The 25,740-nt window shown below is 59.8% G+C and carries 28 protein-coding genes; 19 read left to right on the forward strand and 9 right to left on the reverse strand.

Annotated elements, in window-relative coordinates; genetic code table 11:
* The first annotated feature begins 110 nt into the window (after window positions 1-110).
* From HMPREF1257_RS11070 to HMPREF1257_RS11085, 4 genes are read left to right on the forward strand one after another with little or no spacing between them, the layout of a single operon-like run.
* Window positions 111-1,787: a nitrite/sulfite reductase gene (locus HMPREF1257_RS11070; RefSeq protein ID WP_023025595.1), complete on the forward strand. Its 1,677-nt coding sequence runs from the start codon at window positions 111-113 to the stop codon at window positions 1,785-1,787.
* Window positions 1,784-2,035, forward strand: a complete 252-nt coding sequence (locus tag HMPREF1257_RS11075) for a hypothetical protein (protein ID WP_005277497.1) — start codon at window positions 1,784-1,786, stop codon at window positions 2,033-2,035. The genes HMPREF1257_RS11070 and HMPREF1257_RS11075 overlap by 4 nt, the downstream gene beginning before the upstream one ends.
* A 9-nt stretch (window positions 2,036-2,044) precedes the next feature.
* Window positions 2,045-2,782: a sirohydrochlorin chelatase gene (locus HMPREF1257_RS11080; protein ID WP_023025597.1), complete on the forward strand. Its 738-nt coding sequence runs from the start codon at window positions 2,045-2,047 to the stop codon at window positions 2,780-2,782.
* Window positions 2,776-3,795, forward strand: coding sequence for a sulfite exporter TauE/SafE family protein (locus tag HMPREF1257_RS11085; protein WP_023025600.1), 1,020 nt, complete (start codon window positions 2,776-2,778; stop codon window positions 3,793-3,795). Before HMPREF1257_RS11080 ends, HMPREF1257_RS11085 begins: the two co-directional genes overlap by 7 nt.
* Here HMPREF1257_RS11085 and cobA read toward each other — a convergent pair.
* Window positions 3,792-4,544: a uroporphyrinogen-III C-methyltransferase gene (gene cobA, locus HMPREF1257_RS11090; RefSeq protein ID WP_023025603.1), complete on the reverse strand. Its 753-nt coding sequence runs from the start codon at window positions 4,542-4,544 to the stop codon at window positions 3,792-3,794. The two genes, HMPREF1257_RS11085 and cobA, sit on opposite strands and share 4 nt — an antisense overlap.
* Before the next feature lie 41 nt (window positions 4,545-4,585).
* Between cobA and HMPREF1257_RS11095 the strand changes: the two genes are divergently transcribed.
* Together HMPREF1257_RS11095 and manA are read left to right on the forward strand one after the other, a co-directional pair.
* A complete protein-coding gene (locus HMPREF1257_RS11095; RefSeq protein WP_023025605.1) occupies window positions 4,586-5,635 on the forward strand; it encodes a hypothetical protein in 1,050 nt (349 codons plus the stop codon).
* 6 nt (window positions 5,636-5,641) lie between these two features.
* Window positions 5,642-6,895, forward strand: a complete 1,254-nt coding sequence (gene manA, locus HMPREF1257_RS11100) for a mannose-6-phosphate isomerase, class I (protein ID WP_023025607.1) — start codon at window positions 5,642-5,644, stop codon at window positions 6,893-6,895.
* A 120-nt stretch (window positions 6,896-7,015) separates the two neighbouring features.
* Here the strand turns inward: manA and HMPREF1257_RS11105 are convergent, their stop codons facing one another.
* On the reverse strand, window positions 7,016-7,882 hold the full coding sequence (locus tag HMPREF1257_RS11105) for a hypothetical protein (RefSeq protein WP_023025609.1): 867 nt from the start codon (window positions 7,880-7,882) through the stop codon (window positions 7,016-7,018).
* A 213-nt stretch (window positions 7,883-8,095) separates the two neighbouring features.
* Between HMPREF1257_RS11105 and HMPREF1257_RS11110 the strand changes: the two genes are divergently transcribed.
* The 8 genes from HMPREF1257_RS11110 (at window position 8,096) to secA (ending at window position 17,790) form a co-directional block, all read left to right on the forward strand.
* Window positions 8,096-8,449 (forward strand): DUF4259 domain-containing protein, encoded by a 354-nt coding sequence (locus HMPREF1257_RS11110; RefSeq protein WP_023025612.1) that lies wholly within the window; start codon window positions 8,096-8,098, stop codon window positions 8,447-8,449.
* Window positions 8,450-8,512: 63 nt separating this feature from the next.
* Window positions 8,513-9,127, forward strand: coding sequence for a dTMP kinase (locus tag HMPREF1257_RS11115; RefSeq protein WP_023025614.1), 615 nt, complete (start codon window positions 8,513-8,515; stop codon window positions 9,125-9,127).
* Between the two features lie 3 nt (window positions 9,128-9,130).
* Complete coding sequence (gene mtrA, locus HMPREF1257_RS11120) at window positions 9,131-9,823, forward strand: MtrAB system response regulator MtrA (RefSeq protein WP_023025616.1); 693 nt, start codon at window positions 9,131-9,133, stop codon at window positions 9,821-9,823.
* A 69-nt stretch (window positions 9,824-9,892) separates the two neighbouring features.
* Window positions 9,893-11,752, forward strand: coding sequence for an MtrAB system histidine kinase MtrB (mtrB, locus tag HMPREF1257_RS11125; RefSeq protein WP_198010523.1), 1,860 nt, complete (start codon window positions 9,893-9,895; stop codon window positions 11,750-11,752).
* A complete protein-coding gene (gene lpqB, locus HMPREF1257_RS11130) occupies window positions 11,752-13,497 on the forward strand; it encodes an MtrAB system accessory lipoprotein LpqB (RefSeq protein ID WP_023025620.1) in 1,746 nt (581 codons plus the stop codon). The genes mtrB and lpqB overlap by 1 nt, the downstream gene beginning before the upstream one ends.
* A 59-nt stretch (window positions 13,498-13,556) precedes the next feature.
* Complete coding sequence (locus HMPREF1257_RS11135; protein ID WP_023025622.1) at window positions 13,557-14,186, forward strand: ComF family protein; 630 nt, start codon at window positions 13,557-13,559, stop codon at window positions 14,184-14,186.
* 136 nt (window positions 14,187-14,322) lie between these two features.
* Window positions 14,323-14,967 carry a ribosome hibernation-promoting factor, HPF/YfiA family gene (gene hpf / locus HMPREF1257_RS11140; RefSeq protein WP_023025625.1) on the forward strand — a complete coding sequence of 215 codons (645 nt, stop codon included), beginning with the start codon at window positions 14,323-14,325 and terminating at the stop codon, window positions 14,965-14,967.
* 237 nt (window positions 14,968-15,204) lie between these two features.
* Window positions 15,205-17,790: a preprotein translocase subunit SecA gene (gene secA / locus HMPREF1257_RS11145; protein WP_023025627.1), complete on the forward strand. Its 2,586-nt coding sequence runs from the start codon at window positions 15,205-15,207 to the stop codon at window positions 17,788-17,790.
* Between the two features lie 84 nt (window positions 17,791-17,874).
* Here secA and HMPREF1257_RS11150 read toward each other — a convergent pair whose 3' ends face one another.
* A complete protein-coding gene (locus HMPREF1257_RS11150; protein ID WP_023025630.1) occupies window positions 17,875-18,258 on the reverse strand; it encodes a hypothetical protein in 384 nt (127 codons plus the stop codon).
* Window positions 18,259-18,434: 176 nt separating this feature from the next.
* On the opposite strand from HMPREF1257_RS11150, the gene HMPREF1257_RS11155 reads away from it, so the two are divergent.
* Window positions 18,435-18,845, forward strand: coding sequence for an HAD-IA family hydrolase (locus HMPREF1257_RS11155; RefSeq protein ID WP_005281786.1), 411 nt, complete (start codon window positions 18,435-18,437; stop codon window positions 18,843-18,845).
* 38 nt (window positions 18,846-18,883) lie between these two features.
* Window positions 18,884-19,360, forward strand: a complete 477-nt coding sequence (locus tag HMPREF1257_RS11160; RefSeq protein ID WP_051138427.1) for a hypothetical protein — start codon at window positions 18,884-18,886, stop codon at window positions 19,358-19,360.
* A gap of 6 nt (window positions 19,361-19,366) precedes the next feature.
* On the opposite strand, the gene rsgA is transcribed toward HMPREF1257_RS11160, so the two are convergent.
* Together rsgA and aroA are read right to left on the reverse strand one after the other, a co-directional pair.
* Window positions 19,367-20,401: a ribosome small subunit-dependent GTPase A gene (rsgA, locus tag HMPREF1257_RS11165; protein ID WP_023025634.1), complete on the reverse strand. Its 1,035-nt coding sequence runs from the start codon at window positions 20,399-20,401 to the stop codon at window positions 19,367-19,369.
* Window positions 20,394-21,695, reverse strand: a complete 1,302-nt coding sequence (aroA, locus tag HMPREF1257_RS11170; protein ID WP_034659655.1) for a 3-phosphoshikimate 1-carboxyvinyltransferase — start codon at window positions 21,693-21,695, stop codon at window positions 20,394-20,396. The genes rsgA and aroA overlap by 8 nt, the downstream gene beginning before the upstream one ends.
* Between aroA and HMPREF1257_RS11175 the strand changes: the two genes are divergently transcribed.
* Window positions 21,694-22,344, forward strand: a complete 651-nt coding sequence (locus HMPREF1257_RS11175; RefSeq protein WP_023025639.1) for an SOS response-associated peptidase — start codon at window positions 21,694-21,696, stop codon at window positions 22,342-22,344. The two genes, aroA and HMPREF1257_RS11175, sit on opposite strands and share 2 nt — an antisense overlap.
* On the opposite strand, the gene ybaK is transcribed toward HMPREF1257_RS11175, so the two are convergent.
* A complete protein-coding gene (ybaK, locus tag HMPREF1257_RS11180) occupies window positions 22,327-22,833 on the reverse strand; it encodes a Cys-tRNA(Pro) deacylase (protein ID WP_023025641.1) in 507 nt (168 codons plus the stop codon). The genes HMPREF1257_RS11175 and ybaK overlap by 18 nt on opposite strands.
* A 36-nt stretch (window positions 22,834-22,869) precedes the next feature.
* On the opposite strand from ybaK, the gene HMPREF1257_RS11185 reads away from it, so the two are divergent.
* Entirely contained in the window at window positions 22,870-23,472 is a 603-nt protein-coding gene (locus tag HMPREF1257_RS11185) for a sigma-70 family RNA polymerase sigma factor (RefSeq protein ID WP_005277540.1), read from the forward strand.
* Entirely contained in the window at window positions 23,472-23,744 is a 273-nt protein-coding gene (locus HMPREF1257_RS11190; RefSeq protein ID WP_005281801.1) for an anti-sigma factor, read from the forward strand. Before HMPREF1257_RS11185 ends, HMPREF1257_RS11190 begins: the two co-directional genes overlap by 1 nt.
* A 157-nt stretch (window positions 23,745-23,901) precedes the next feature.
* Here the strand turns inward: HMPREF1257_RS11190 and HMPREF1257_RS12705 are convergent, their stop codons facing one another.
* The 3 genes from HMPREF1257_RS12705 to HMPREF1257_RS11200 all read right to left on the reverse strand — a co-directional run.
* Window positions 23,902-23,976, reverse strand: a complete 75-nt coding sequence (locus HMPREF1257_RS12705) for a 50S ribosomal protein bL37 (protein ID WP_369707509.1) — start codon at window positions 23,974-23,976, stop codon at window positions 23,902-23,904.
* Window positions 23,977-24,080: 104 nt separating this feature from the next.
* Window positions 24,081-24,341, reverse strand: coding sequence for a WhiB family transcriptional regulator (locus tag HMPREF1257_RS11195; protein ID WP_005277545.1), 261 nt, complete (start codon window positions 24,339-24,341; stop codon window positions 24,081-24,083).
* A 502-nt stretch (window positions 24,342-24,843) separates the two neighbouring features.
* On the reverse strand, window positions 24,844-25,740 hold an 897-nt coding region (locus tag HMPREF1257_RS11200; protein WP_023031227.1), incomplete at its 5' end, for an IS30 family transposase.

Consider the following 25,740-nt stretch of genomic DNA (forward strand, 5'->3'; position numbering starts at 1 on the left):
TGCTGGTCACGGCATTAATAAAAGTGAAAATAAAACAGACCGCTTTGTCTGTACTCTATAGACGGGTAGGTTTTCCTTCAACGCTTTGAAAGGGAGGTCTACACCACATTATGGCTACCGCAACGACGACCAAACGCAAGCCACGGGCCAATAAGCCCGAGGGCCAATGGAAAATTGACGGTAAGAAACCGTTGAATAACGATGAGGCCATCAAGCAGGACGATGGTGGTCTCTCAGCCAGGCAGCGCGTGATAGACATCTACTCCAAACAGGGATTTTCCTCCATCCCACCGGAGGATTTAGCACCGCGCTTTAAGTGGTTAGGGCTGTATACGCAGCGCAATCAGAACCTGGGCGGGGAGATGACCGCCAAGCTATCCAACGCAGAATTGCAAGATGAATACTTCATGATGCGCGTGCGCTTCGATGGCGGCCGCGCTGATCCAGCAAAGTTGCGCGCGGTAGGGGAAATCTCGCGCGATTATGCTCGCTCCACCGCGGACTTTACTGACCGGCAGAATATCCAGCTGCACTGGATTCAGATCGAAGATGTGCCCACCATCTGGGACAAACTCGAATCTGTGGGCCTGGGTACCTTGATGGGGTGCGGCGATGTGCCGCGCGTTATCTTGGGCTCGCCGGTCGCAGGAGTTGCCGAAGATGAGATTATCGATGCCACCCCAGCTATCGAGGAAATCAAGAATAATTACTTACCGCGCGAGGAGTTCCATAACCTTCCCCGCAAGTTCAAAACCGCTATTTCCGGCAATGCGCGCCAGGACGTGACGCACGAAATTCAAGACGTTGCCTTCGTCGGCGTCAACCACCCCGAATATGGCCCCGGCTTTGACTGCTTTGTGGGCGGGGGACTGTCCACCAACCCTATGCTCTCGCAATCCTTGGGCGCGTGGGTGCCACTCGAGCGCGTGCCGGAGGTGTGGGCCGGTGTGGTCAGCATCTTCCGCGACTATGGCTTCCGCCGCAACCGCAATCGCGCGCGCCTGAAGTTCTTGGTGGCTAAATGGGGCATCGACAAGTTCCGCCAAGTGCTCGAGGAGGAGTACCTGGAGAAGCCGCTTGCCGATGGCATCCCGCTCGAGGTCAACCCCGGCAGCCGCGATCACCTGGGCGTGCACCGGCAAAAGGACGGCAAGTTCTACGTCGGTGTGAAACCCACCGTGGGTCACGCGACGGGCGAGCAGCTCATTGCCATTGCCGATGTCGCGGAAAAATTCGGCATTTCGCGCATCCGTACCACCCCGATGAAGGAATTGCTCTTCCTCGATGTGGAAGAAGACGATATTCCGGCGCTTTCGCGCGCGCTGGATGAAACGGGTCTGTATTCCCAGCCCACGGAGTTTCGCCGCGGCGTCATTTCCTGCACTGGGCTGGAATTTTGCAAGTTGGCGCACGTGACCACGAAGGCCCGCGCCATCGAATTGGTGGACATTCTTGAAGACACCCTGGGGGATTTGGATGTACCCATTTCCATCGCCTTGAATGGCTGCCCCAATGCGTGTGCGCGCTCCCAGGTATCCGATATCGGGCTCAAGGGCCAGATCGTCACCGATGCCGATGGCAACCGCGTCGAGGGCTTCCAAGTCCACTTGGGTGGCGCCTTAGGCCTTTCCCCTGACTGGGGCCGCAAGCTCCGCGGACACAAGGTCGTGGCCGATGAGGTCCCAGACTACGTCATACGGCTGGTCAATAAGTATAAGGAACAACGCGAAGAAGGCGAGCAGTTCCGCCACTGGGTACTGCGCGCCGAGGAGGAAGATCTGCAGTGAATTTTCGCCGTAAGCCTAATCCCAATCGCAACCACCCCACCTTTTGCCCCTACTGCGCCGGCACCGATCTTTTCCCCGATGAAGAAGACGACTTTGCCTGGAACTGCCAGGAGTGCCTGCGCGTATTTTCGGTCCGCTTCCACGGACAAGACGATGCCCCCGTGGCACCGGCCCCAGCCGTCTCTTCCACCGAGGCCCTCCAGCGCTCCCTAGCCCGCCGCGGACACTCCACGGCTCCAGTGGATTAAGGATGCACCATGACCGCACTGATAACCTTGTCCCACGGCTCGCGCCACCCGGGCGCCGCCGTCGGCATTGAACGGCTCACCCAAGCCGCGGCCGCCGCGATACCAGCTCACCCGGCCTATAGGGCGGCGCACTTGGAGTTCAATACCCCTGATCTCACTTCTGCTGCGCTCGATCTCGCGCGCTGCGGGAAAGATTCGGCCGTAGTGATTCCGCTGCTTTTTACGCAGGGCTACCACCAGCGCGTTGACGTTCCCCGCGTTATCGCTGCGGCTGAAGAAGCCTCAGGCCTGCGCTTGGTACAAGGCGAGTGCTTGGGCGGAGGGCGCGCCGCAGAGCATGGCGTACGAGATGTGGGCAGGCGGGAAGCCGCAGAAGCGGACCTGGCGGCGGTGCTCGCGGCACGCGCAAGGCCGGAAGATACCCACCACGTCATCTACTCCGTCGGTTCCTCTGATGCTGCGGCCAATGACTCCATCCACCGGCTCGCCGCCCGGGTATCCCAGCTCACCGGTGTACCCGCCACGGCCGCGTTCGCCACCCGCGGTGGCAGCAATGACATTCATGCACTGGCAAGGAGCACTGCGCGAATGCGGGTTATCCCGCTCTTTGTAACCGCAGGACTGCTCCTTAAACCACTGTCATCTACCCCCAGCAATGTCACCGTCGATCCCGTTCTTGGTACCGATCTCGCTGGCATCGTTGCTGCCCACTATCACATCGCCCAGGAGGTCGGTGTCCCATGCTAACCCTTATTTTAATCGCCGTGGCCGGTGCGGCCGCCCAGCTTGTCGATGGCGGCATCAGCATGGGCTTCGGCGTCACCTCAACCACCATCCTTCTCCTCGCGGGCCTTGGTCCCGCCCAAGCCTCCGCCGTCGTCCACACCGCTGAGCTAGGAACCACCGCAATGTCTGGCCTGAGCCACGCCCGCTTTGGCAATGTGGACTGGAAAACCGTCTTCCGGCTGGGCGTTCCCGGTTCCATCGCGGCGTTTATCGGTGCCACCGTGCTCTCCACTATCTCCACCGATGCGGCAGCCCCGATTACCGCGCTCATCTTGGTGGCCATCGGCAGCAACCTCATCTGGCGCTTTTCCCGCCCGCGCCGGGCTAAGTTCGTGCAAAAGCGCAGCCATTCCACCCCATTTTTGATTGGCCTCGGCTCCGTCGGCGGATTCGTTGACTCCACCGGTGGCGGTGGCTGGGGCCCGGTGTCTACCTCGACGCTCATGGCCATTGGCCGCGAGCAGCCCCGCCGCATCGTCGGCACGGTAAATACCGCCGAATTCCTGGTCACACTGGGGGCCACCCTCGGCTTCGTCGTTGGATTGTGGCAGGATATCGTCGCCAACCTCTCCGCCGTGCTGGCCCTGCTCATCGGTGGTTCCATTGCCGCCCCGATTGCGGCATGGGTGATTTCCCGGATTGAGCCGGTCGTCCTCGGCGGACTCGTGGGTACGGCCATCGTGGCTCTCAATATCGGCAAGGTCTTAGGCGGGCTAGAAACCTACTTTGGGCTGACGGTACCGGGCTTTGTCTCCCCGGTGCTCATGGTCGTGGTCCTCGTCGTGGGCATTTCAGCCACCATCCACGGTGCGCGCGCTACCCGGGCAGCCCGCGTACGGGAGCTGGAGGCCGAAAACGCCGAAACCAAGGCGCACGCGGAATTTCATGCCGCAGGCTTTGCACACAGCGCGGCCGGTGCCTCCAAGGGCGAAAGCGCCGTGGAGGACTCCTCACCGCGGGCGGATAAGAGCTAATCGCTGGCCGGGTCGAGGCCTGCAACCTCGCCAATGACATACACGGCGGGGGAGGAGACGTTATTGTCCTTCATTGTCTGCGCAAGGCGTTCTAGATCGCAGCGAAATTCCCGCTGCGTATCCAGGGTGCCCTCCTGGATAATCGCGCACGGCGTCGACCCAGCAAGCCCGCCGTCTTGCAATGCCCTGGCAATCGCCGGGGCATTTTTCACGCCCATGATGATGGACAAGGTTGCACCGGACTGGGCCAGGGCGTGCCAATCCACCAAGGACTTCTCGTGGCCAGGCGGCAGATGCCCTGATACGACGGTAAAGCCGTGGACCATTCCGCGCTGGGTGACGGGGATGCCAATGCCCGCGGGCACGGAAACCGCGGAGGTCACCCCTGGGATGACTGTGGTGGGGATAGACGCCTGGGTTAAGGCCTGTACCTCTTCAAAGCCGCGGCCGAACACGAAAGGATCGCCGCCCTTCAGCCGCGCTACCTTCCGCCCGGCTTGGGCGTGCTCGATGAGCAGCTCGTTGATCTTGTCCTGGGTGATCGACTTCTTGTAGGGCAGCTTGGAGACATCGATAAGCTCCTTGGCTGAAAGATCGCAGAGCTTATCCAACTGCGGGGCTGGGCCCAGGTGATCGGTCAGGATGACCTCGGCCTCCTGTAGGGCGCGCATGCCGCGAACCGTAATCAGGTCCCACGCGCCGGGGCCGCCACCGATAAGGGATACGGGGTGAATCTGTGCGGACGTCATGCCGCACCATCATAGTGGGAGCCAGACTATGCTTGAGCGATATGGATAACGGTTTCACTGATGGTTCCGCCTATGACACCGAAACGGTGCGATTTTTTGATGTCGCCCACGAGGGCGCGCAGATTCGTCTGCTCGCCGGGCAAATGGAGCGCTGGGGTGAGATCCTCAACGGGCTCAATCCGCGCTCCCTGGTCATCTTGCCCACCGATGCCATCGCCCGCGAGGCAGCGCACCTCGGCGTCGGCTTGGCCGAACCGCTGCGCATCCCGCTGGTGGTGACGGAATCGCTGCCGCAATACGTGGGCGCGCTCGATATCGTCGTGGCGGTGGGCGAGCCCGCAGAATGCGATTGGGCCTCCCGCGCGCTCATTGCCGCGAGCCAGCGCGGCGCCACCACCATCCTGGTGGGTCCGGCAAGCGGGCCCTTGGTAGAGGATTGCCCGGAAGAAACCCTGATTGCCCCGTCGCTTCCCACCGCAGAGGGCTGCTCGCCGGCGCGGTTTATCACGGCCCTGTACGCGCTGTGCAGCATCGTGCATACCTCCCCACACGCGGTGCGCGAGGAGCTAGAGGATCTAGCTGCCGCCGTGGACCGCGAGATCGAGCAGCTTTCGCCAGAGCGCGATGATGCCATTAATCCCGGCCGGCAGCTGCGCGAATACGCCGAGGGCGCGCGGATTATCCACTCCTGCGTCATCGATCCCTACGCGTATGCCGAGCGCCGCGAGCGCGTACACATCGATACCTTGGTCGCGCGCATGGCCGCCACCATCTGGGCCGTGCACGGGCTGCCCGGCACCTTTGTCGAGCCCGCTGACCTGCGCGGCGCACTCGATCGGGGTGCTGAATCCAGTACGGCGCCCGCGCCTGCCGATGACCTTTTCTACGACCCCTTCATCGACGGTGCTGGCGCGGATGTACCTTTGATACCCTTGAAAGTGATTTTCTGGGGGCAGGAAGAGGCGAACCTGCCCAACTCGCTTGCAGTCCGCAGCACCGACCCGGAACCGGGCCTTGGGCATCTTGCCCGCTCACTGCAGCTTATTACGCGGAGTTTTGCCGCGACCGCCTACGAGATTTCTAAAGGATAGAAATAAATGCAATTACTGGAAGGCGCTACCCGCAACTACTCGTGGGGTTCGCGCACCCTCATCCCTGAGCTGCGGGGCGAAGAAGCCGCAGAAAAGCCGGTGGCTGAACTCTGGTTCGGTGCTCACCCGGGCGATCCCTCCACGGTGGATGGCCAGCTTCTCAATGAGGTTATTGCGGCGGATCCAGAAGGCCAGTTGGGCGCTCGAGTCTATAAAGAATACGGCGAGAACCTGCCGTTCCTGTTGAAGATCCTCGCCGCCGAAGATCCGCTGTCATTGCAGGCCCACCCGTCCAAGGAACAGGCCGAAGAGGGCTTCGCCCGCGAAAACGAGGCGGGCATTGCCCTGCAGGCTGCAAACCGTAATTACAAGGACGATAACCACAAGCCGGAACTTATCGTGGCGCTGTCGGATTTCTACGCCATGGCCGGTTTCCGTCCCCTGGCACAAACCCGCGAGCTCTTTGCTGCCTTGCAGTGCCCAGAGCTTGAGCGCTACCTGGCCATGCTTGACGATGACCCCGCGGAATCCTCCGAGTCCGCCAACCTCCGGGTGCTTTTTACCACGTGGATTACCATCCCCTCGGCCAAGCGTAAGGAGCTCATTAAGGCCATCGTCGCCGCCGGCGAGCGCCTGATCGCCGCCGATCCCACGGATTGGAAGGCGCGGGTCATGGCCACGGTGATAGACCTTAATGACCGCTATCCTGGCGATATTGGCGTGCTCGGTGCGCTCTTGCTCAACCACATCGAGCTTGCCCCGGGCGAGGCCGTCTACCTCGATGCCGGGCAACTCCACGCGTATGTCTCCGGGCTGGGCGTAGAAATCATGGCTAATTCCGATAACGTCTTGCGCGGCGGATTGACCCCGAAATTCGTGGATGTGCCGGAGCTGGTCAAGGTCTTGACCTACGCGGCCGCCACTGAGCCGCGGGTGCAGCAAAAGGATAAGCAGCACCAGGACAACGTCCACGGCGCCGCGGCATGGTCCTATCCGGTGCCCATTGATGAATTCCTGCTCGACCGCGCCGAGCTCGGGCCGGATTCTTCCGTCGATCTCGATTATGACGGCCCCACCATCGCCTTGTGCACCGCTGGGTCCCTCAACCTGCGCAATGCCGCGGGCGAGGAACTGATCCTTTCCCCTGGCCAAGCCGCATGGCTGCCGGCCGCCGATGGCGTGGTTACCGCCCAAGCTCACGCAGTAAATGAGGCAACTCCTGAGGTCCGCGCGGCGCAACTATTCGTCGCCCGAGTTTAAAGGACCTTATAACTGTGACCCCCTTGCTGGGAAATCCCAGCAAGGGGGCACTTTTAGGTCTTGGCTGCGTTTGGCCGAGGCTAACTTCCTGATACCAGTTGCGCTAGCTGCGTAGAGGACTTAGCGCGCGGCAGAAGATCCTGCGGCAGAGCTTCCCGTTGCCGGGAGATCCGTGGGCTCCTGGTTGCCGGACTGTTGCGTAGGGGCAGGCTTCCCGGTTGCTGCCGGCTCGGCGTGTGATTTGTTTTTCGCCTGCGGTGCGCTAGAAGGCGCTCCCGCACCGGCACCGTGTCCCTCTGTGGTGGCGTCAGGAGCCGCTGGGGTGCGCTGCGCGCTCCCCTTTGTATATGACTTTTGTGGAGTCTGCGTCGATGGCGGCTCCGGGGTTTCTGATCCGGCGGGTTCTACCGGTTTTCCGGACTCTCCACCCTGATCGCCTTGACCTGGCTTTTCTTCGCCTGGGGCAGGGGAGGGAGCAGATGAGCTTGGTGCTGGGGAGGACGGCGCTTGGTTATCCGGCTTGCTGGGGGTATCTGGGATTGCCTGCCTAGTGCCGGCGCCGTTACCACTCTGCGGAGCCTGGCCGCCCTGTGTGGACGGGGCGTTATTAGCGGAAGCGTCTGGAGAGTACACATTTCCGGGGCGGTACACCTTGGTAGGGCGGGTGGCCGCGTGGGGATGCGTGACGGCATTGGGCGCCAAGTATGGGTCCGTCGTTTTCGGGTGCTGATGGTCTGATTCATCAGCGCCAGAATTGGACTTTGCTGGGGCGGAGTTTTCCGTCGAAGGCTTTTTATGTGTCGACGATGTCGTCGATTCTTCAGCGGAGGTATTTTTTGGTGCCACAGTAGAGGTCGGGGACTCATTCGCGGCATTGGAGTAATGGGCGCTCGGAGTGCTGATGCGCCACACGCCCACTCCCACGACGACGGCGGCGATAAGGCCGAGCACGATGAATACGTACACGCGGCGTGAATCTGGCTTCATCGTGCCCTCCTTTCTTGGGTGTATAGGGTGGGTAACAAGTTGATAACGAGAGTATCATGCATTGGAATTCCCGCGACAGCCTGCAGATTCTGTGATATGTAAACAACACAGAGATAAGAAATCATATTCCTTATGCAATCCTTTTCATGCCCGATTTTTCTGCGCCGGAAAAGCGTGTATAAATGGCGCTAAACCCCGTCGAAGGAGTGAGAGATGAGCAGCTGGGACGAAGAGATTTTTAGCACCGATCTCAACGTGGATTTTCTAGATGAATTGGCAAACCTCGATGAAGAAGGGGTAATCCGCGCGGTACAAGATGCCTGCGAGGTAGCCCGCAGCAAGAACGATTTAACCGAAGAAGAACAACTCAACGCCCATGCTGCGGCCACGATCGCCGCCATTTGGGCGGGTGCGCCGTTCAGCGCCAGCGAAACCGTCGAGGACTACCCCTATATTAGGGACTTGGTGGGAACCGTTGACGATACCTTGACCGAAAACGCCCTTGAGATCTTGGACACCGTCGAAGAAGACTACGACGTGGAACCGTTTATCGAGGCACTTTCTTAAAACCCACCTCCCTCGGTGCCGCAGGCGCCGCCTAGGAGCAGAAAGGATTCTGCATATCTCACCATGCTCATAAGCATTGAAGGCATTGACGGCGCCGGAAAAAATACGCTTGCAAACGCCGTGCGGGACGTCCTCCACGTCCCAGTAAAAACCGTTTCCTTTCCGCGCTATGAGACCTCCATCCACGCGCAGCTTGCGCGCGAGGCGCTCTACGGGAACATGGGCGATCTAACGGATTCGGCCTATGCCATGGCCACGCTCTTCGCCCTCGACCGCTTTGGGGTGAAAGAGGAATTGCTGGCGGCCAAGGAAACGCGCGAAGTAGTGATCTTGGACCGCTATGTGGCCTCCAACGCTGCCTATTCCGCGGCTCGGTTGAGCGACGATAGCCTCTTCCAGTGGGTCTATGACCTAGAATTTGGCACCTTGGGCCTGCCGCAAGCAGACCTGCAGGTGTATGTGGATACGGCGGTGGAGGTGGCATCGGCAAGAGCACAATCCCGGGCCGCCAGCGATTCCACCCGCGAGCGCGACCACTATGAACGCGACGGGGGATTGCAGGAGCGCACCGCCGCCGCCTATCGGCGCTTAGTCGAATCTGGGTGGGGCGGGCGCTGGATCGCCACCGCCGATGCGGATACTATTACGGCAGCGATAAATGACCTTGTAGGAGATTAAAACGTGGCGCCAACGATTTTGGTTGTGGATGATGATCCAGCGATCTCGGAAATGCTGACCATTGTCCTTGAATCTGAGGGACTCAATCCGGTCCCCGTCATGGATGGCAACGAGGCCGTTCCTGCCTTCCGCGAGCACGAACCGGATCTCATCCTTTTGGACCTCATGCTGCCGGGCATGAATGGTGTGGATATCTGCCGCACCATCCGGCGCGAATCCGCGGTGCCCATTGTCATGCTCACCGCCAAGACCGATACCGTGGATGTGGTCTTAGGCCTTGAATCTGGCGCGGATGACTACATCACCAAGCCTTTTAAGCCGAAGGAGCTCATCGCCCGCATTCGGGCGCGCCTGCGCCGTACCGATTCCGCGGAGTCAGAAACCCTGGAGGTTGCCGATCTGGTCATCGACGTGCCGGAACACACGGTGCGCCGTACCGATGGCACCGAATTAAACCTGACCCCGCTGGAGTTCGATCTCCTGCTGGAAATGGCGCGCCACCCAGGGCAGGTGCACACCCGCGAATCGCTGCTGGAATCCGTCTGGGGCTACCGCAATGCCTCCGATACTCGTTTGGTCAACGTGCACGTGCAGCGCCTGCGCGCCAAGATCGAACACGATCCGGAAGATCCGCAGATCGTGCTGACCGTGCGTGGCGTGGGGTATAAGACCGGCAAGGCCGGTGCCGGGGAGTAAGGAATCATCAGAATTCTAGACCGCGTGCGGCGCATACGTGACGCCATAGTAGATACGCTGCGCACCTCATTGCAGGCGCGCGTTATCGGCATGATTGTGGTCGCCTCCTCAGTGGTCATGATCATCTTGGCCTACGCCTTAGTCTCCGTGCTGACCCAGCGGTTGGTATCCCAAAAAGAAGACGTGGCGCTGCAGGAACTCGAGCGCGCCCGCACGGCGGTGGAACAGCAAATCGATGCCACCAGCTCGGCCAATTCGGTGCAGGTGCGCATCAATTCCGCGCGCGCTTCTTTGGATCAGCTCTCTGCGCAACAAGGCGATGCGCAGGCCGTGTATGAACCCGTCATCGTGGTGGAAAACCAGGATGGATCCATCACCACCTCGCCGGAGGATTTCCCGGTACCGGAACAAATGCGAGAGATGGTGGGCCAGGACCAGATTGCGCAGCAGTATTATCCGGTCCCGCGCGGAAATGGCGATTACTATAACGCGCTCATGGTGGGTACGCCTACCGATGCAGAGATTCCGAATTTGCAGGTCTACTTGGCCCTTTCTATGGAATCGGAAGAATCCACGATGGCGCTGATGCGCGGTCTGCTTTCTGCCGCCGGCGTCGTGGTCGTGGTCTTGCTGGTGGGCATTGCCTGGTTGGCCACCCAGCAGGTCATTACCCCGATTAAGTCTGCGTCCCGCATTGCCCAGCGCCTGGCCGCCGGCCACCTCAAGGAGTGCATGGCGGTGGACCGAGACGATGAGATGGGCCGCCTTGCCGCCTCCTTTAATAATATGGCGGATAAATTGTCCTCCCAGATTGCGCAGTTGGAGGAATACGGCGATTTGCAGCGGCAATTTACTTCCGATGTCTCGCATGAGCTGCGCACCCCCATTACCACCGTGCGCATGGCCGCAGACCTCATCGAATCCGAGGCCGATAGCCTGCCCGCGGGCGCGCAGCGCGCCTCCAAGCTCATGTCCAGGGAACTAGATCGCTTCGAGGAGCTGCTCGCGGATCTGCTAGAGATTTCCCGCCACGATGCCGGCGTGGCGGACCTATCTACCACGGCCATTGACCTGCGATCCTGCGTGGATGCTGCGTACCGCCAGGTTGAGCACCTGGCACAGAAGCTCGACGTAGAAGTGGTTCGCAATATGCCGGACGAGCGAATTACCATCCAAGCCGATTCGCGCCGCATCGAGCGCATCCTGCGCAACCTCTTGGCCAATGCCATCGATCACTCCGAGGGCAAACCCGTGGTGATCGATATCGCCACCACGGACAAGGCTGTGGGCGTGGCCGTCACGGATCACGGTGTGGGCCTCAAACCCGGGCAAGAAGAGCTAGTATTCAACCGTTTCTGGCGCGCGGATTCTTCCCGCAAGCGCCACTCCGGCGGCACCGGGCTAGGCCTTGCCATTGCCCGCGAGGATGCGGCCCTGCACGGCGGTACGCTCGACGTCTTTGGCGTGTTCGGCTTCGGTTCCCGCTTCCGCCTCATCATCCCGCGCGAGCCGAATGCCGAGATTGGTGAAGAGCCCATCTCCCGCGAGATTCCAGGCGCTCCAGGAACGGGTTCTGACTCTGCGCACGCTGCGCTTACCGATGCCCCTGCTTCCTCCGACTCCAGCGGCGCAGCTGGCGCCGCGAATGCTGGCACTGCGGATACTAGTACCGAGGATGCTGAGGAAGCGGAAGCTGATGCAGCGGAGGATGGTGCAGCAGAAGATAGGGGCGAGGCGTCCGCCGGTGGGACATCGCCAAGCAATAGCTCAGTGGTAGGCCGCGGAATTGGTATCGACGATGACTCCGCCGACGCAGCCGAGGCCGATGGCGATGGCATCCTGTGGCCCTCCGAACGCGAGCGCAACCGAGGGGCCGCGTCGCCAGAGAGGCGCTCCTATAAGGCGCCGGATTTTAAGGGGGATAAATAATGAATTCGGTCGTACCTAACGGATTGTGGCGGCGGAGCACCGCAGTGGGCGCGGTGGCGGCGCTGTGCTTTGTCACAGCCTGTTCAACCTTGCCGCACGATACGAGCCCCCAAGTCGTAGGCACTTACCACAAACAGGCCGATGGCCCGGAAGAGGTTATTACCCCAGAGGTGGGGGCGGACCCGGACCTTACCCTGCGCGATTTTTACCGCGCTGCGGCCGTTCCAACCAATGATCACGATGCAGCCCGTGGATTCCTCACGGATTCCGCCCGCGGGGCCTGGGATTCCTCGGGTGATGTCATGGTGGTCGATAGTCTGGATATCGTGACCGCGCCCGATAAGAAACAAGATCCAGCGGAGGACGTGCGCTCATTTAATGTGCGGGGCACCATCATCGGACGGCTCAAATCCGGTGGGGCTTATGTACCGGAAAATGAAGGCTACGAAGCTACCATCGATATGAAAATGGTGGATGACCAGTGGCTTATTGATGGGTTGCCGGCCGGATTGGTGATTGAGCGCAATGAGCTGCGCAATCATTACACCCCGCAGTCGCTCTATTTTTATAAACAAACCGATGATGTCCTCGTCCCGGATCGCCGGTGGCTCTATAAAGGCAGCGAAGAATCCGAATCCACGCTGATTACCCTTTTGATGGAAGGCCCATCCAGTAGCATCGCCCCGGCTACCCGCCGAGCAGCGGATGAACAGGTCACCTTTGCTGGCTACGACACTGAAAACGGATACCAGTTCGAGGGTCTGTCAGATTTGGATGAAAATGACCGCACCCGCTTTGCCGCGCAATTGGTCTGGACGCTTTCCGATGCCGGGCATATTGGCCCCTTCAAGGTCAAGGCCGATGGCAGCAATCTGGTAGAAGGCATGGATACCGTCAGCGTGGATGATTTTGCTGACTATAACCCCAAGGTCAATAGTAATTCCCTGTCCACGCTGTACGCCTTGAACGAGGGCAACGTGCTGGAAGTCGATAGTGGGGTAGCCGAGCCTATCAAGGGGGCCTTGGGCTCGAGCGGCAATGTGCAGTCAGTCGATGTCACCGAATCCGGCATGATTGCAGCGGTCAGCCGGAAGCCTAGTGGCGATTTTAAGCTGCAGATGGGCGAAATCGGATCCGCCATGCAGGACTCGGTCGACGGCAAGACGCTGGCGCGGCCCACCTTTGAATTTAATGGGCAAGCCGCCTGGACGGTGGTAGATGGTGACCGCATCGTACGCGTCGTGCGTTCCAAGACCACCGGGCGGATTTCAGAATCCGAGGTCGATGCGCGCAGCATCGACGAGATTGAGGGTGAGATCTCCGTTATCCGCCTCTCCCATAGCGGCGCACGCGCGGCGATGATCATTGATGGCCACGTTTACATCGCCGCGGTGGCCCAATCCAGCAGCGGCGAGAAGCGCATCGTCAATGCCCGCGAGGTGGGCCCAGAGGTTTCCGGATCGGCATTATCGCTGGATTGGAATAACGATGGCTCGCTCATCGTCGGTACGTCGTCTGGGCAGTCGCCGGTATGGCGCATCGAGCAGGATGGCTCTTCGGCCTCTACTATGCCGACGGGTAATATCACCGCCCCGGTAGTCGCGGTGGCGACCTCGCCATCGAAGCTATATATAACGGATTCCCATGCCATGTTGGAGCTTCCCGCCACGGTGGTAGATGAGGTGAACTGGCGCGAGGTGCCTGGCCTGCAGGGTCGGCGTTCTTCGCCTATCGTGTCCGATTAGAAGGCGGTCGCGCTCTAGGCACCGCCGCAAAGGCCTTTCGGGGGAAGGGGTGGCGCTCAGTGAGCGTGCGAGAACTGATATTTCCGCGTGCGTGTGCGGGGTGCCGCGCGCCCGGACATGTCTTGTGTGCGCAGTGCCGGGAGCACCTGCGCCAGGCTCCTTACCTGGTAAGCCGCCCGCGGCTTTTGGGAGCACCGGTATTTGCCTTAGGGCCCTATTCCGATATTCGCCGCAATATCATCATCAGCATGAAAGAACAGGGCAATAGGGGGGTGCGCGATCATATCGGTGCGGTGGTGGCCGCAGGCGTGGCGCACTTGGCTGCCCGCGGCGAGATTCCCCGCGAGCTGTGCCTAGTGCCGGCACCTACTCGTCGCCGCTCAGCGCGCATGCGCGGCGGCGATCCCGTGACGGCCATGTGCCAGGGTGCGGCGCGCCGGCAACGGTCCCTGCAGGTGAGCGAGGCGCTTAGCATGGGCGCGGATACGGCGGATCAATCCGAGCTCAATGCGCAGGATAGATGGGCGAACCTGCAGGGGCGAGTGGGGGTTAGCGCCCCAGTGAGCGGTGAGCCGGCGCTGCTTGTCGATGACGTTATAACCACCGGCGCCACCCTCGCGGCCAGTATGGCGGCCCTGCACGCCGCCGGCGCCACGGTGTACGGGGCGTTGGCCTTCGCGGATGCTTAAGGTACATCACAAAGTGGGGTGTACGGTGTTACCCCCTAATGCCATCAGGTCATAACCACTGGTATTATTAAAGGTGTCACAGAGGAACAGTTACTGTGATTGTTTCTAGTCCCCACTACCAAAGGGAGGCATCTCAATGTCCCAGCCAAATAATGCTCAGGTAACGATTACGGGCCGTAACGTTGAAGTACCGGAACACTTCCAAGAGCGCGTCAACGAAAAGCTGGCAAAGATTGAACGCCTTGATCCCACATTGACCTTCTTCCACGTGGAGTTGCAGCACGAGCCAAACCCACGCCGCGAAGCAGAGTCCGACCGCATCCAGATCACTGCGACCGGTAAGGGTCACATCGCCCGCGCAGAGGCTAAGGAAGACTCTTTCTACGCAGCGCTGGAAACCGCGATGGGGAAGATGGAACGCTCCCTGCGCAAGGTGAAGGTGCGCCGTGAATACGTCAAGGGCGGCCACCGCGCACAGAAGGGCACCGGCGAAATCGCCGCAGAGATGGTTGCGGAGGCAGAAGCACAACGCGCCAAGGAAGAGCGCCTGGTCGATCCTTATGCTGAGACCGTCGAGGATGTTCGCCCCGGCCAGATCGTGCGCACCAAGGAGCACCCGGCCACCCCGATGAGCGTGGATGATGCCCTGAGCGAAATGGAGCTGGTTGGCCACGATTTCTTCCTCTTTGTTAATGAGGAAAACAATAAACCATCTGTGGTTTACCGCCGCCACGCTTTCGACTACGGCATCATCTCCTTGTCTGAGGATGCAGAGGGCTAGAACCTCCAGCGCCCGCCTAGAGCGCTAAACCACTTCTCCCTCCTTCCTGCCTATCGGGCTATTGCTCGATGAGGTGGGGAAGGGGGGATTTGTCATGCTGTGAGCTATCCGTTTTCTTAGTGTCCTTAGTGTGAAATCACTATCGTTTAAGGGCGGGTAGAACGCGACAAGGGCAGTGGCGTGAGTACAATTGCGGGAAGTTAACGAATGTGTCGCGATAAGAAGGACTAACGAATAGTGTTTGGACTTTCCAAGCTGCTGCGCGCGGGCGAGGGCCGTACGGTCAAGCGCCTGGGCAAAATTGCAGACGATGTAATTGCACTCGAGGATCAGTACGCGGAGCTTTCGGACGATGAGCTAAAGGCCAAGACTGACGAGTTCAAGACTCGCCTGAAAGATGGCGAAGAAAAGAACGACATCTTGCTCGATGCTTTTGCTACCGTCCGCGAAGCCGCTTGGCGCGTCCTGGGACAAAAGCACTACCCCGTGCAGATCATGGGCGGCGCCGCCCTGCACTTTGGCAATGTGGCTGAGATGCGCACCGGTGAGGGTAAGACCCTGACCTCCCTGTTGCCCGCTTACCTCAACGCTTTGGAGGGCGAGGGCGTTCACATCGTCACGGTCAATGACTACTTGGCCAAGCGTGACGCCGAGATGATGGGTCGTGTTCACCGCTGGTTGGGCCTGTCCGTAGGGGTTATCTTGGCAGAAATGCGCCCGCAAGAGCGCAAGGAAGCCTACGACTGCGACATCACCTACGGCACCAATAATGAGCTGGGCTTTGATTACCTGCGCGATAACATGGTACGTACCCTCAATGATGTAGTTCAGCGCGGCCACAATTTCTGCATCGTGGATGAGGTGGACTCGATTCTTATCGATGAAGCCCGTACCCCACTCATCATTTCCGGCCCGGTTGATGGTTCCTCCCAGTTCTACGGCGTCTTTGCGCAGCTGGCGCCGCGCATGCGCGAGGGAATCCACTACGAAGTGGACCACAAAAAGCGCACCATTGGTGTCTTGGAAGAGGGCGTGGAGTACGTCGAAGATCAGCTCGGCATTGAAAACCTCTACGCGCCGGAGCACTCCCAGTTGGTTTCCTACCTCAATAACGCGTTGAAGGCCAAGGAGCTATTTACCCGCGATAAGGACTACATCGTTCGCAACGGCGAAGTCATGATCGTGGATGGCTTCACCGGCCGCGTTTTGGCGGGACGCCGCTACAACGAAGGCATGCACCAGGCCATTGAGGCCAAGGAGCAGGTGGAGATCAAAAACGAGAACCAGACGCTGGCGACGGTTACCCTGCAGAACTTCTTCCGCCTTTATGAAAAGATTTCCGGCATGACCGGTACCGCGGAAACGGAAGCCGCGGAGCTGCATTCCATCTATGGGCTGGATGTGGTTCCTATTCCTACCAATAAGCCGAATCAGCGCACCGACCACTCGGACCGCATTTACAAGACGCAAGAGGCAAAATTCGCCGCAGTGGTTGATGATATTGCAGAACACGTCGAAAACGGCCAACCGGTGCTAGTTGGTACCACCTCTGTGGAGCGCTCCGAATACCTGTCGCAGTTGCTTTCCAAGCGCGGCGTGCAGCACAACGTGCTCAACGCCAAGCATCACGAAGAAGAGGGCCAGATCATTGCCCGTGCGGGCCGCCCCGGCACCGTGACCGTGGCAACCAACATGGCGGGTCGTGGTACCGATATCGTGCTCGGTGGTAACCCGGAAGTCATCCTCGATGAAAAGCTGCGCGAACGCGGTCTCGACCCCTTCGAGGATGAGGAAAAGTACCAGGAAGCCTGGGAAGCCGAGATCGACTGGGAGAAAGAGCGCTCGAAGCGCTTGGGCGACGAGGTGCGCGAATCGGGCGGACTCTATGTTTTGGGTACCGAGCGCCACGAGTCCCGCCGCATTGATAACCAGCTGCGCGGTCGTACCGGCCGTCAGGGCGACCCAGGCGAGACCCGCTTCTACCTGTCCATGCGCGATGAATTGATGGTGCGCTTTGTGGGCCAGTCCATGGAGCACATGATGAACCGCCTCAACGTGCCCGATGATGTCCCCATCGAGGCCAAGATGGTCTCGAATTCCATTAAGGGCGCCCAGGCGCAGGTGGAGAACCAAAACTTCGAGATGCGCAAGAACGTGCTGAAGTACGATGAGGTGCTCAATGAGCAGCGCAAGGTGGTCTACTCCACGCGCTATTCCATCCTCGATGCTGATGACATCAAGGACGATATCCGCACCATGATCGATGACACAGTCTCTGCCTACGTCGCGGGTGCTACGGCTACCGGTTATGTCGAAGACTGGAACCTCGAGGAACTCTGGAACGCCCTTGAGGCGCTTTACGGCCCCACGATGTCCCCGGACGAGTTAGTAGAGGGCTCCGAGTACGGTTCCCCAGGCGAGCTCACCGCGGAGCAACTGCGCGATGCCCTCGTCACCGACGCGAACCGGGAGTACGACAAACTGGAGGAAGCCGTTTCTGCCATCGGCGGCGACAAGCAGATGCGCAATACCGAGCGCATGGTCATCCTGCCGATCATTGACCAGAAATGGCGCGAGCACCTCTATGAGATGGACTACCTCAAGGAGGGCATCGGCCTGCGTGCGATGGCGCAGCGCGACCCGCTGGTGGAATACCAGAAGGAGGGCGGCGATATGTTCAATGCCATGAATGAAGGCGTGAAGGAAGAAACCGTGCGCCAGTTGTTCATGCTGCGCAAGCAGTTCAAGCAGCAGGAAGAAAACCAAGAATCCGGCGGTGACTCGGGCTCTGGCCCTGCAGGCCAAGAAACCGTAGAGGCATAAACCCTCGCGCTCTTTTGCGCCCCTTCCCCTTCCCCTTCCTCCCCGCCCTCGGGCGGTGGGGAAGAGGGAGGGGTGCTGTCAGTTTTAGAGCAGCCGAAACGAGCGCAGGCCCTGGTCCGTGGCGGAGCCGGTAAAGGCGTGGCGCTGGGTGCCGATGACCGCGGAACCGAAGTACTCGCCGTTGGGCCGCGCGTGCAGGCTGGTAAGGCGCATGGCATCGCTGTCATAGGGGCTTTTTCGGCGGTGCACCCAAGAACCTATATGCAGGCGGATGGAATCCGAAAAGCGCGGGGAATTGAGGTGAGCAATGGGGCGGTAGCCGGCGGCGACCTCAAGGATAAAGACGACCCAGGCTTGGATATGGTGCTGGGTGGCAACCTCGGCCGTTGTGGGTAGGCGGCCGTAATGGATGCGGTGCGGGGCGATATATAGCTTGAGGTGAGAGTAGCCGGGAATGGGCTCATACATGGTGAAATGAGTGCTCCTGCGAAAAAGGGCAGGAGGCGAACGCGTGATAATTATCTCATGGAGGCGCTGCGCGCGCTATTTCTGGCAGTTTCCTGTATGAGGCGGGCGAGAATATAAGCGCAGTTCGCTATACTTTCGGGAGTTACAAAGTATTCGTGTACTGAAGGATTAAAAATATGCGTGGTCTCATCGTTGACTATGTCGGCGTCCTCGATGGCGCTGAAGAGGACAATCGCCGCTGGAAGGCTCTGCTATCTGCGGCGAAGGCAAATGGTGCCGCAACCGCTATCTTGTCTAATGACCCGGGCGGTTCCGGCGCTGAGCACATTCGCGAGTGGGAATACCGCGGCAACGTCGATGCCGTGGTGCTGTCTGGCGAAATCGGGGCGGAAAAGCCGGAGGTTGCGGCCTTCCAAGCGGCTGCCGATGCCCTCGAGCTGCCCTTGAGCGATTGCGTCATGGTCGATGATTCGATCCTCAACGTGCGCGCCGCCGTCGATGCCGGGATGATCGGTTTCTTGTACACCAGCTTCGACCGCGTGTCTGTAGAAATTCAAGCCGTATTCGATATTGAAGGGGAATTTTAGTGGCTCAAGCCCGCGTCTATATTCCGGCGACCTATGCCATGCTGGCGGAGCTCGCTGAGACCGGAACGCTCGCGGCGCGCTCTGGGTGGGGATTCATGGTCACCCCAGCGCTGCGGGATTTTTATACCGCAGGCGATGAAGAAGAGATTGCCTACTCGGCCTTCCTCGAGGCCTCCATGGCTTCGCTGCGCCTGTTGACCATTGGGGACGAGGAGAAGTTCCCGCACCGGCGCGTGGTCATTTCCATCGATGTTGATGAAACTGCAGTCACCCCGCGCCCAGATATGGGCGAGCCGGTGGTGGAGCTTCAGCCGGCGCAGTTTGGCACTGATAATCTCGCCGCCATTCACGTGGATATTGAAGAATCCGAAGAGGCAACCGCCAAGGCCATCGAGGCCATTGATTCCGCGGACCTGGGCGATGAGGACGCGGAGCTCGCGGTGGGAGATGCCCTTGATAACTTCATGGCCTTCTACCACCCCACGGAGTTGCCCTTCCTCGTGGAATTGCTCTAAGCCGCGCTAGTTTTCCCACTCCACGTTGGTGCGCAGGGCTTGTAGCAGCCCGCGTACCGCATCGCGCCGGCGGGCGGTAGCGGTGCCCTCGGGAATGATTTCTGGATCATCGAGCCCGCATTCGGGATCCGCCGGTGGACCCGCGTGCGTACAGCCGCGCGGGCATTCCTCAATAGCCGCAGCGAGGTCTTCGAAGACGCCGAGGACGGTATCCGCGTCCACGTGCGCCAGCCCAAAGGAGCGAATGCCCGGCGTATCGATGATCCAGCCGCCCTGGGAGTCGGTGCCAGCAGCATCGGTGGGCAAGGGGAGTGCCACCGATTGCGTCGAGGTATGCCGGCCCTTGCCGATGCCCGATACTTCCCCCGTTTCCCTTTCCGCATCTGGGACCAGCCGGTTAACTAGCGTGGATTTGCCCACCCCGGAATGTCCGATGAGCGCGGTGATATGGTCATCTACCTGCGCGCGCACGGCATCGAGGCCGTCTTCGACCCCGGCCTCGACCACGGTGACATCCAAATCGGCGAACTCTTCTGCAAACGGCGTCGGGTCCGCGAGATCGGTCTTGGTAAGGCACAAGATGGGGTGGAGGTTGCCCACGAATGCGGCAATCAAGGCGCGCTCGACAAAGCCGGATCGCGGGGGCGGGTCGGCCACGGCGGAAACGATCAGCAATTGATCGGCATTGGCCACCACGATGCGCTCATACGGATCCGTGTCATCGGCCGTGCGGCGCAGTACGGAGGTGCGATCCGCCAGCTTGACGATGCGCGCCAGTGTGTCCTTCGCACCAGAGGTATCACCAACCACGCCGACGCGGTCACCGACCTCGATGGCGGTGCGGCCCAGCTCGCGGGCGCGCATGGCGGTGACCTGGGGGCCATCGTCAAGCGCAACGCCCCACCGCCCGCGGTCCTTGGTGATTACCATGCCGTATTTGGCATTTTTGTGCTTGGGCCGATCCTTGGTGCGCGGGCGCGAGCCCTTGCCGGGGCGCACGCGCACATCAGATTCATCAAAGGAACCGAAACGTCTAGCCATGTATATCCTGTTGGTCGGGGTGTAGCATCGTCTCCCACATGCGGGCGAAACCGGGCAAGGTCTTGGAGGTGGTGGAAATATCCTCAATCTGGATCCCTGGGACCTGCAAACCCAGAATGGCACCGGCGGTGGCCATGCGGTGATCGGCGTAGCAGGGCCAGTCGCCGCCGTGGAGTTCGGCGGGTTCGATCACCAGGCCATCGTCAAGCTCGGAGACCCTACCGCCCAGCGCATTGATATTCGCCGCGAGCGCCTGCAAGCGGTCGGTCTCGTGGCCGCGCAGGTGGGCAATGCCCGTGAGCCGCGACGGCGTTTCCGCGAGCGCGCACAGGGCCGCAACGGTGGGGGTAAGCTCCCCGATATCGCCCATATTGCGCTCGATGCCCTGCAGCTTGCCTGCCGGGTTGCCCTCTGCCGTGACGCTGTTGTGCTCCTGGGTTACCATCACGCCCATATCCAGCAGGATATGGCGGATGGCATCGCCCGGCTGGGTGGTATTCGCCGGCCAATTCTTGATGGTCAGGCGCCCGCCGCTGACCGCCGCGGCGGCGAGGAACGGCGTGGCATTGGAGAGATCTGGCTCGATGAACCATTCGCGGCCGGCGATGGGGCCGGGGTGCACCGTCCACGTCGTGCCGTCAGAATCCACGCGCACGCCCGCCTGGCGCAGCATGCCCACCGTCATTTCCACGTGCGGCATAGATGGCAGCTGGCCGCCCTCGTGGGTGAGCTGGATGCCCTGGGAAAAGCGCGCCCCGCTCAGCAGCAGGCCGGAGACGAACTGGGAAGAACCAGAAGCATCGATGGTGACTTTGCCGCCTTCTGGCACGCCGTTGGCGGACACCGTAAAGGGTAGGCTACCTCCTTCCACATCAACGCTGAGGCTGCGCAGTGCATCCAGAGTCGTGGACATGGGGCGGTTATAGGCCTGCTTATCGCCATCGACGCGCACCGGGCCATCCGCCAGCGCCGCGACCGGCGGCACAAAGCGCATCACCGTGCCGGCCAGCCCGCAATCCACCGTGGCACCGTGCAGCTTCCCAGGTTGGACGTGGATATCGGCGCCGTCATGGGTGAAGCGAACCCCCATGGCACTGAGCGCGTCCTCCATCAGTTGCGTATCGCGCGATACCAGTGGGGCGTGCAGGATGGACGGGGAATCAGCCAGCGCGGCCAGGATGAAGGCGCGATTGGTAATCGATTTCGATCCTGGCACCTGGTGTTCCCCCGTAACGGGGCTGGTAGCCAGCGGGGCGGTCCAAGGTTGAGACATAGTGTCCATAATAGAGGCCATGTGCGGAAGATTCGTTCTTTTTACCGAGTCCCTCCTCGATGAGGTGGGAAACCTCCCAGGTGTCCAGGAAGTCCACGCCCCACAGGGCACGCCTGGGCCGCGATATAACATTGCCCCGACCCAGCCCATTCCCATCGTGCGCGTGCGCGAAGAACTGGCCGAAGTCGATCCCGCGCGGTGGGCGCTGTTGCCGCAGTGGAAGAAAGACATGGAAGGCCCGCCGCTTTTTAATGCCCGAGCAGAAACGGTGGCAAGCAAACCATCTTTTCGCACCGCCTTTAAATCCCAGCGCTGCCTTATCCCCATGAACGGCTATTACGAGTGGAATAAGGATGGCTCCACCAAGACGCCGTATTACGTTCACTTAGAACACGGTCTGCTGTGGGCCGCGGGGCTTTGGGATACCGGGTTGGACCGACTCTCTGCCACCATCGTGACTACTGCGGCTACCGAAGAGATGGAGTGGCTGCACCACCGGTTGCCGCGATTTTTGGCACCGGAAGAGATGCGCACCTGGCTCGAGGGCAGCGCCGAGGAGGCCAAGGAGCTGCTAGCGCCCACGGGCCTGCGGGGATTTGAGTATCACGCGGTGGATAAGGCCGTGGGGACGGTCTCTAATGACTACCCGGAGCTACTCATCCGCCAGTAGATCGGCAAAGTCGGCCCCGCACAAGTATGCGAGGTCTTCTGCGTTGAGCTCGATGTCCAAGCCGCGGCGGCCGCCGGAGATAAAGACGGTATCGAAAAGCACCGCGGATTCCTCGATCACCGTGGGCAGCGGGTTCTTTTGTCCGAGCGGGGAAATACCGCCATGCACGTAGCCTGAGGATTTCTCGGCATCGTGCACCTGCGCCATGGCGGCCTTAGATACGCCAAGGGCGGCGGCCGCCTTCTTGAGGCTTAAATGGTGCGTGGTGGGAATCACGCACACCGCCAACTCGCGGCGCGGACCTTTGCCCGCGGTGAGATCAATGATGAGCGTTTTCAGCACGCGCTCGGGTTCTACGTCTAAGGCCGCCGCGGCGTGGTCACCGAAGTGATTTTTGCCTGCCTCGAAGGTGGATACGAAGTGTTTCACTCCGGCATCTTCGATGACTTTCAGCGCCGGGGTAGCGGCATGCGGGGACTTTTTGGCCATATAGGAATTTTAGCGTGAGACGTTAGGATAGATTGTGTGGTTAAAGAAACAGTGAGCGAAAAGGAGCTGCAGCGCCGCTTTGAAAAGGAAGCGCTCCCGCTGCTCGATCAGCTCTATGGCGGCGCGCTGCGCATGACGCGAAACCCGCAAGACGCGGAAGACTTGGTGCAAGAGACCTATCTGAAGGCCTATAAGTCCTTCCATTCCTTTAAGCAGGGAACGAATCTGAAGGCATGGCTTTATCGCATCATGACCAATAACTACATCAACTCCTATCGCAAGGCGAAGCGCCGTCCTACCGAGTCTTCTGCCGATGATCTGAGTGATTTTCAGCTCTATACCACCGCGGGACACGATTCCACCGGCTTGGAATCCGCCGAGGTGGCAGCGCTTAAAGAGATGCCAGATAGGTCCATTTCGCAGGCCATTAATGACCTGCCGGAGGATTACCGGATGGTGGTCTACTACTCCGATGTAGAGGGCTTAGCGTACAAAGAAATCGCCGAAATCATGGATACTCCATTGGGAACGGTGATGTCCCGCCTACACCGTGGAAGAAAAATGCTCCGGAAGGCGTTGAAGGACGTAGCACGTGAACAAGGAATTGGATTAGAACACCCGGACATGGAGGACAAGTAATGGAAGGCGCAACCGGAAAGAACTGTGGTGCGTGCAGCTCCACTGAGGTACACAACCTATTTTGCGAGCTTCTTGATGAATCCACAACCTACGCCCGCGCTTTAGCCATCCGCGAGCACATCGCCCAATGCGATTTTTGCCAGCAACGCCTAGAGCGCGAAGAGCTCGTCCGCTCCCTCGTGCGCAATTGCTGTGCCGGCCAAGCTAAGGCACCGCAATCGCTGCGCCGCCGTATCTCGGTAGAAATTACGGAGATCGAATCCCGCTGGTAAGAAGCGTCCTTCAGAGCTGCGAAACCCTCTGGAGGCTTCTGGGGTTTTTGGGATGCAGAAATTTCTTGTTTAGACCTTAACGTAGATATAGCAAAAGCCCGGCTGGGTAGTGCTGAAATGCACTGCCAACTAAGCCGGGCTTTATGTTTGCTGTACGTTATGCGCCAGGACGCTTGCCGTGATTAGCGGCCTTCTTGCGGCGATCCTTGCGCTTGCGACCACGCTTGCTCATTGCGCACTCCTTCGTTGAGGGTTTCTGAACTTTATTCAACTGTAGCGGCTAAGGGCGCCGAAACGAAAATTGGGGTGAGTGTTAGGTTCCCCGGGTCCGCGCTATTAGGCGGACACGCGGGAGCGGCCGCGGCCGCGATTGCGGCGACGCTTGAGGGCGCGGCGCTCCTCTTCAGACAGGCCGCCCCAGACGCCGGCGTCGAGGCCGGACTCGAGTGCCCAGTTGAGGCAGGAAGAAGCAACGGGGCAGCGGTTGCAGACCAGCTTGGCCTTAGCGATCTGGGTAAGGGCAGGACCGGAGTTACCTACTGGGAAGAACAGCTCTGGGTCTTCGTCGCGGCAAACGGCTTCGTGGCGCCAATCCATGATTGATATCTCCTAACAAATTTTCGACAGCAGTAAATACGAGCGCAATCCGTGCGAGGCAGGAAAGCACCTTGATTTTTAGGTGGTGTGTGAACTGGTCTGCTAGCAGTGGGGCCCGGTCTCGAGGTCGGGCCAGCGTCGCCGCCGCCTATGGTTCACGGTGTTGTTACCTGAAGTTTCCTCCAGGTTAAGAAGAGGTTTACGCCCTCTTTCTTTTTGCTACTAGAGAATCATGACATGTTTACCCGATCGCCGCTAGGGGTACGGGCTAAATTGTGGTTAACATCACGTAAATAGGCGCGGTGTGGGGGCCATAAATGCCAAAATCAAGTTTTAAAGAATCCTGTGAGAATCGCTGTGAGCTGCAGCTATAGGTGCTATGCGGTGAGTGTGGTGAGGAAGAGACCGTCAAATCTCCCAGTTCATCCCCCTGCCCCCGCGCTACTGCAGGCAACATCGAGGCCCCGCCGGCGGATTCTAGGGGTCATTGCAACGATGACGGTTACTTTGGTTTGATACTACCGGTTCGTGTCAGGGCGTTGGTCATGACTTCGGCTGGGGTGCGCCAGTTGAGTGCTTTGCGTGGTTTGTGGTTGTGAATGTTGGCGATCATCTCTAGGTCCTCGGCGCTGTAGATGGACAGGTCACTGTTTTTGGGTAGGTTTCTCCTGAGCCTGCCGTTGGTGTTTTCGTTGCTGCCTCTCTCCCACGGCGATCCTGGATGGCAGAAGTAGATGGGAATGTCAGTGGCCATGGTAAAGGCTTTATGGCCAGCCATTTCACTTCCTTGGTCCCAGGTAATTGATGACCAGATAGCTTTATCGATTCCAGCAACAGCCTTGTGCAGGGCTGTGAATACTTCTTTGCTGGTATGCCTTCCTGGTAGGTGGCCAAGGACAACAAATCGGCTGACGCGTTCTACTAACGTGATCACCGCGGATTGGTTATTTTTACCAAGGATGAGGTCGCCTTCCCAGTGGCCTGGCAAAAGACGTTCAGTAACCTCTTCTGGCCGGTCGTCGATGAGGATCATGTCGTCAACGAAGCGTTGCTGGGCCGGTGTGGTGGTGCGTGTTTGGCGTTTCTTGCGTTTCTTTCTGCCGGTAGGCAAGTCCAGGCCGAGGTCTTTGAGTCTTCCTTTGGACTGTAGATAAAAGGCGTCATAAATCGTTTCGTGACTAATGCGCATGTCCTTATCAGTGGGGTAGTCGATGGGCAGGCGATTGGAAATCTCCTCCGGTGACCATTGTGCCCGCAATTGTGTGCATACATAGTCCCATAACCTTTTGTTGGCCAGCAGTTTCGGTATTTTCGGCCGCAACCTACGCGCACAAGCCTTTAACTGGGCGGTTTCTGCACGATACGGGCCTTCAGCGCTGTGGTTTCTGCGTACTTCACG

This window comes from Corynebacterium sp. KPL1814 (assembly GCF_000478175.1).
Classification (GTDB): Bacteria; Actinomycetota; Actinomycetes; order Mycobacteriales; family Mycobacteriaceae; genus Corynebacterium.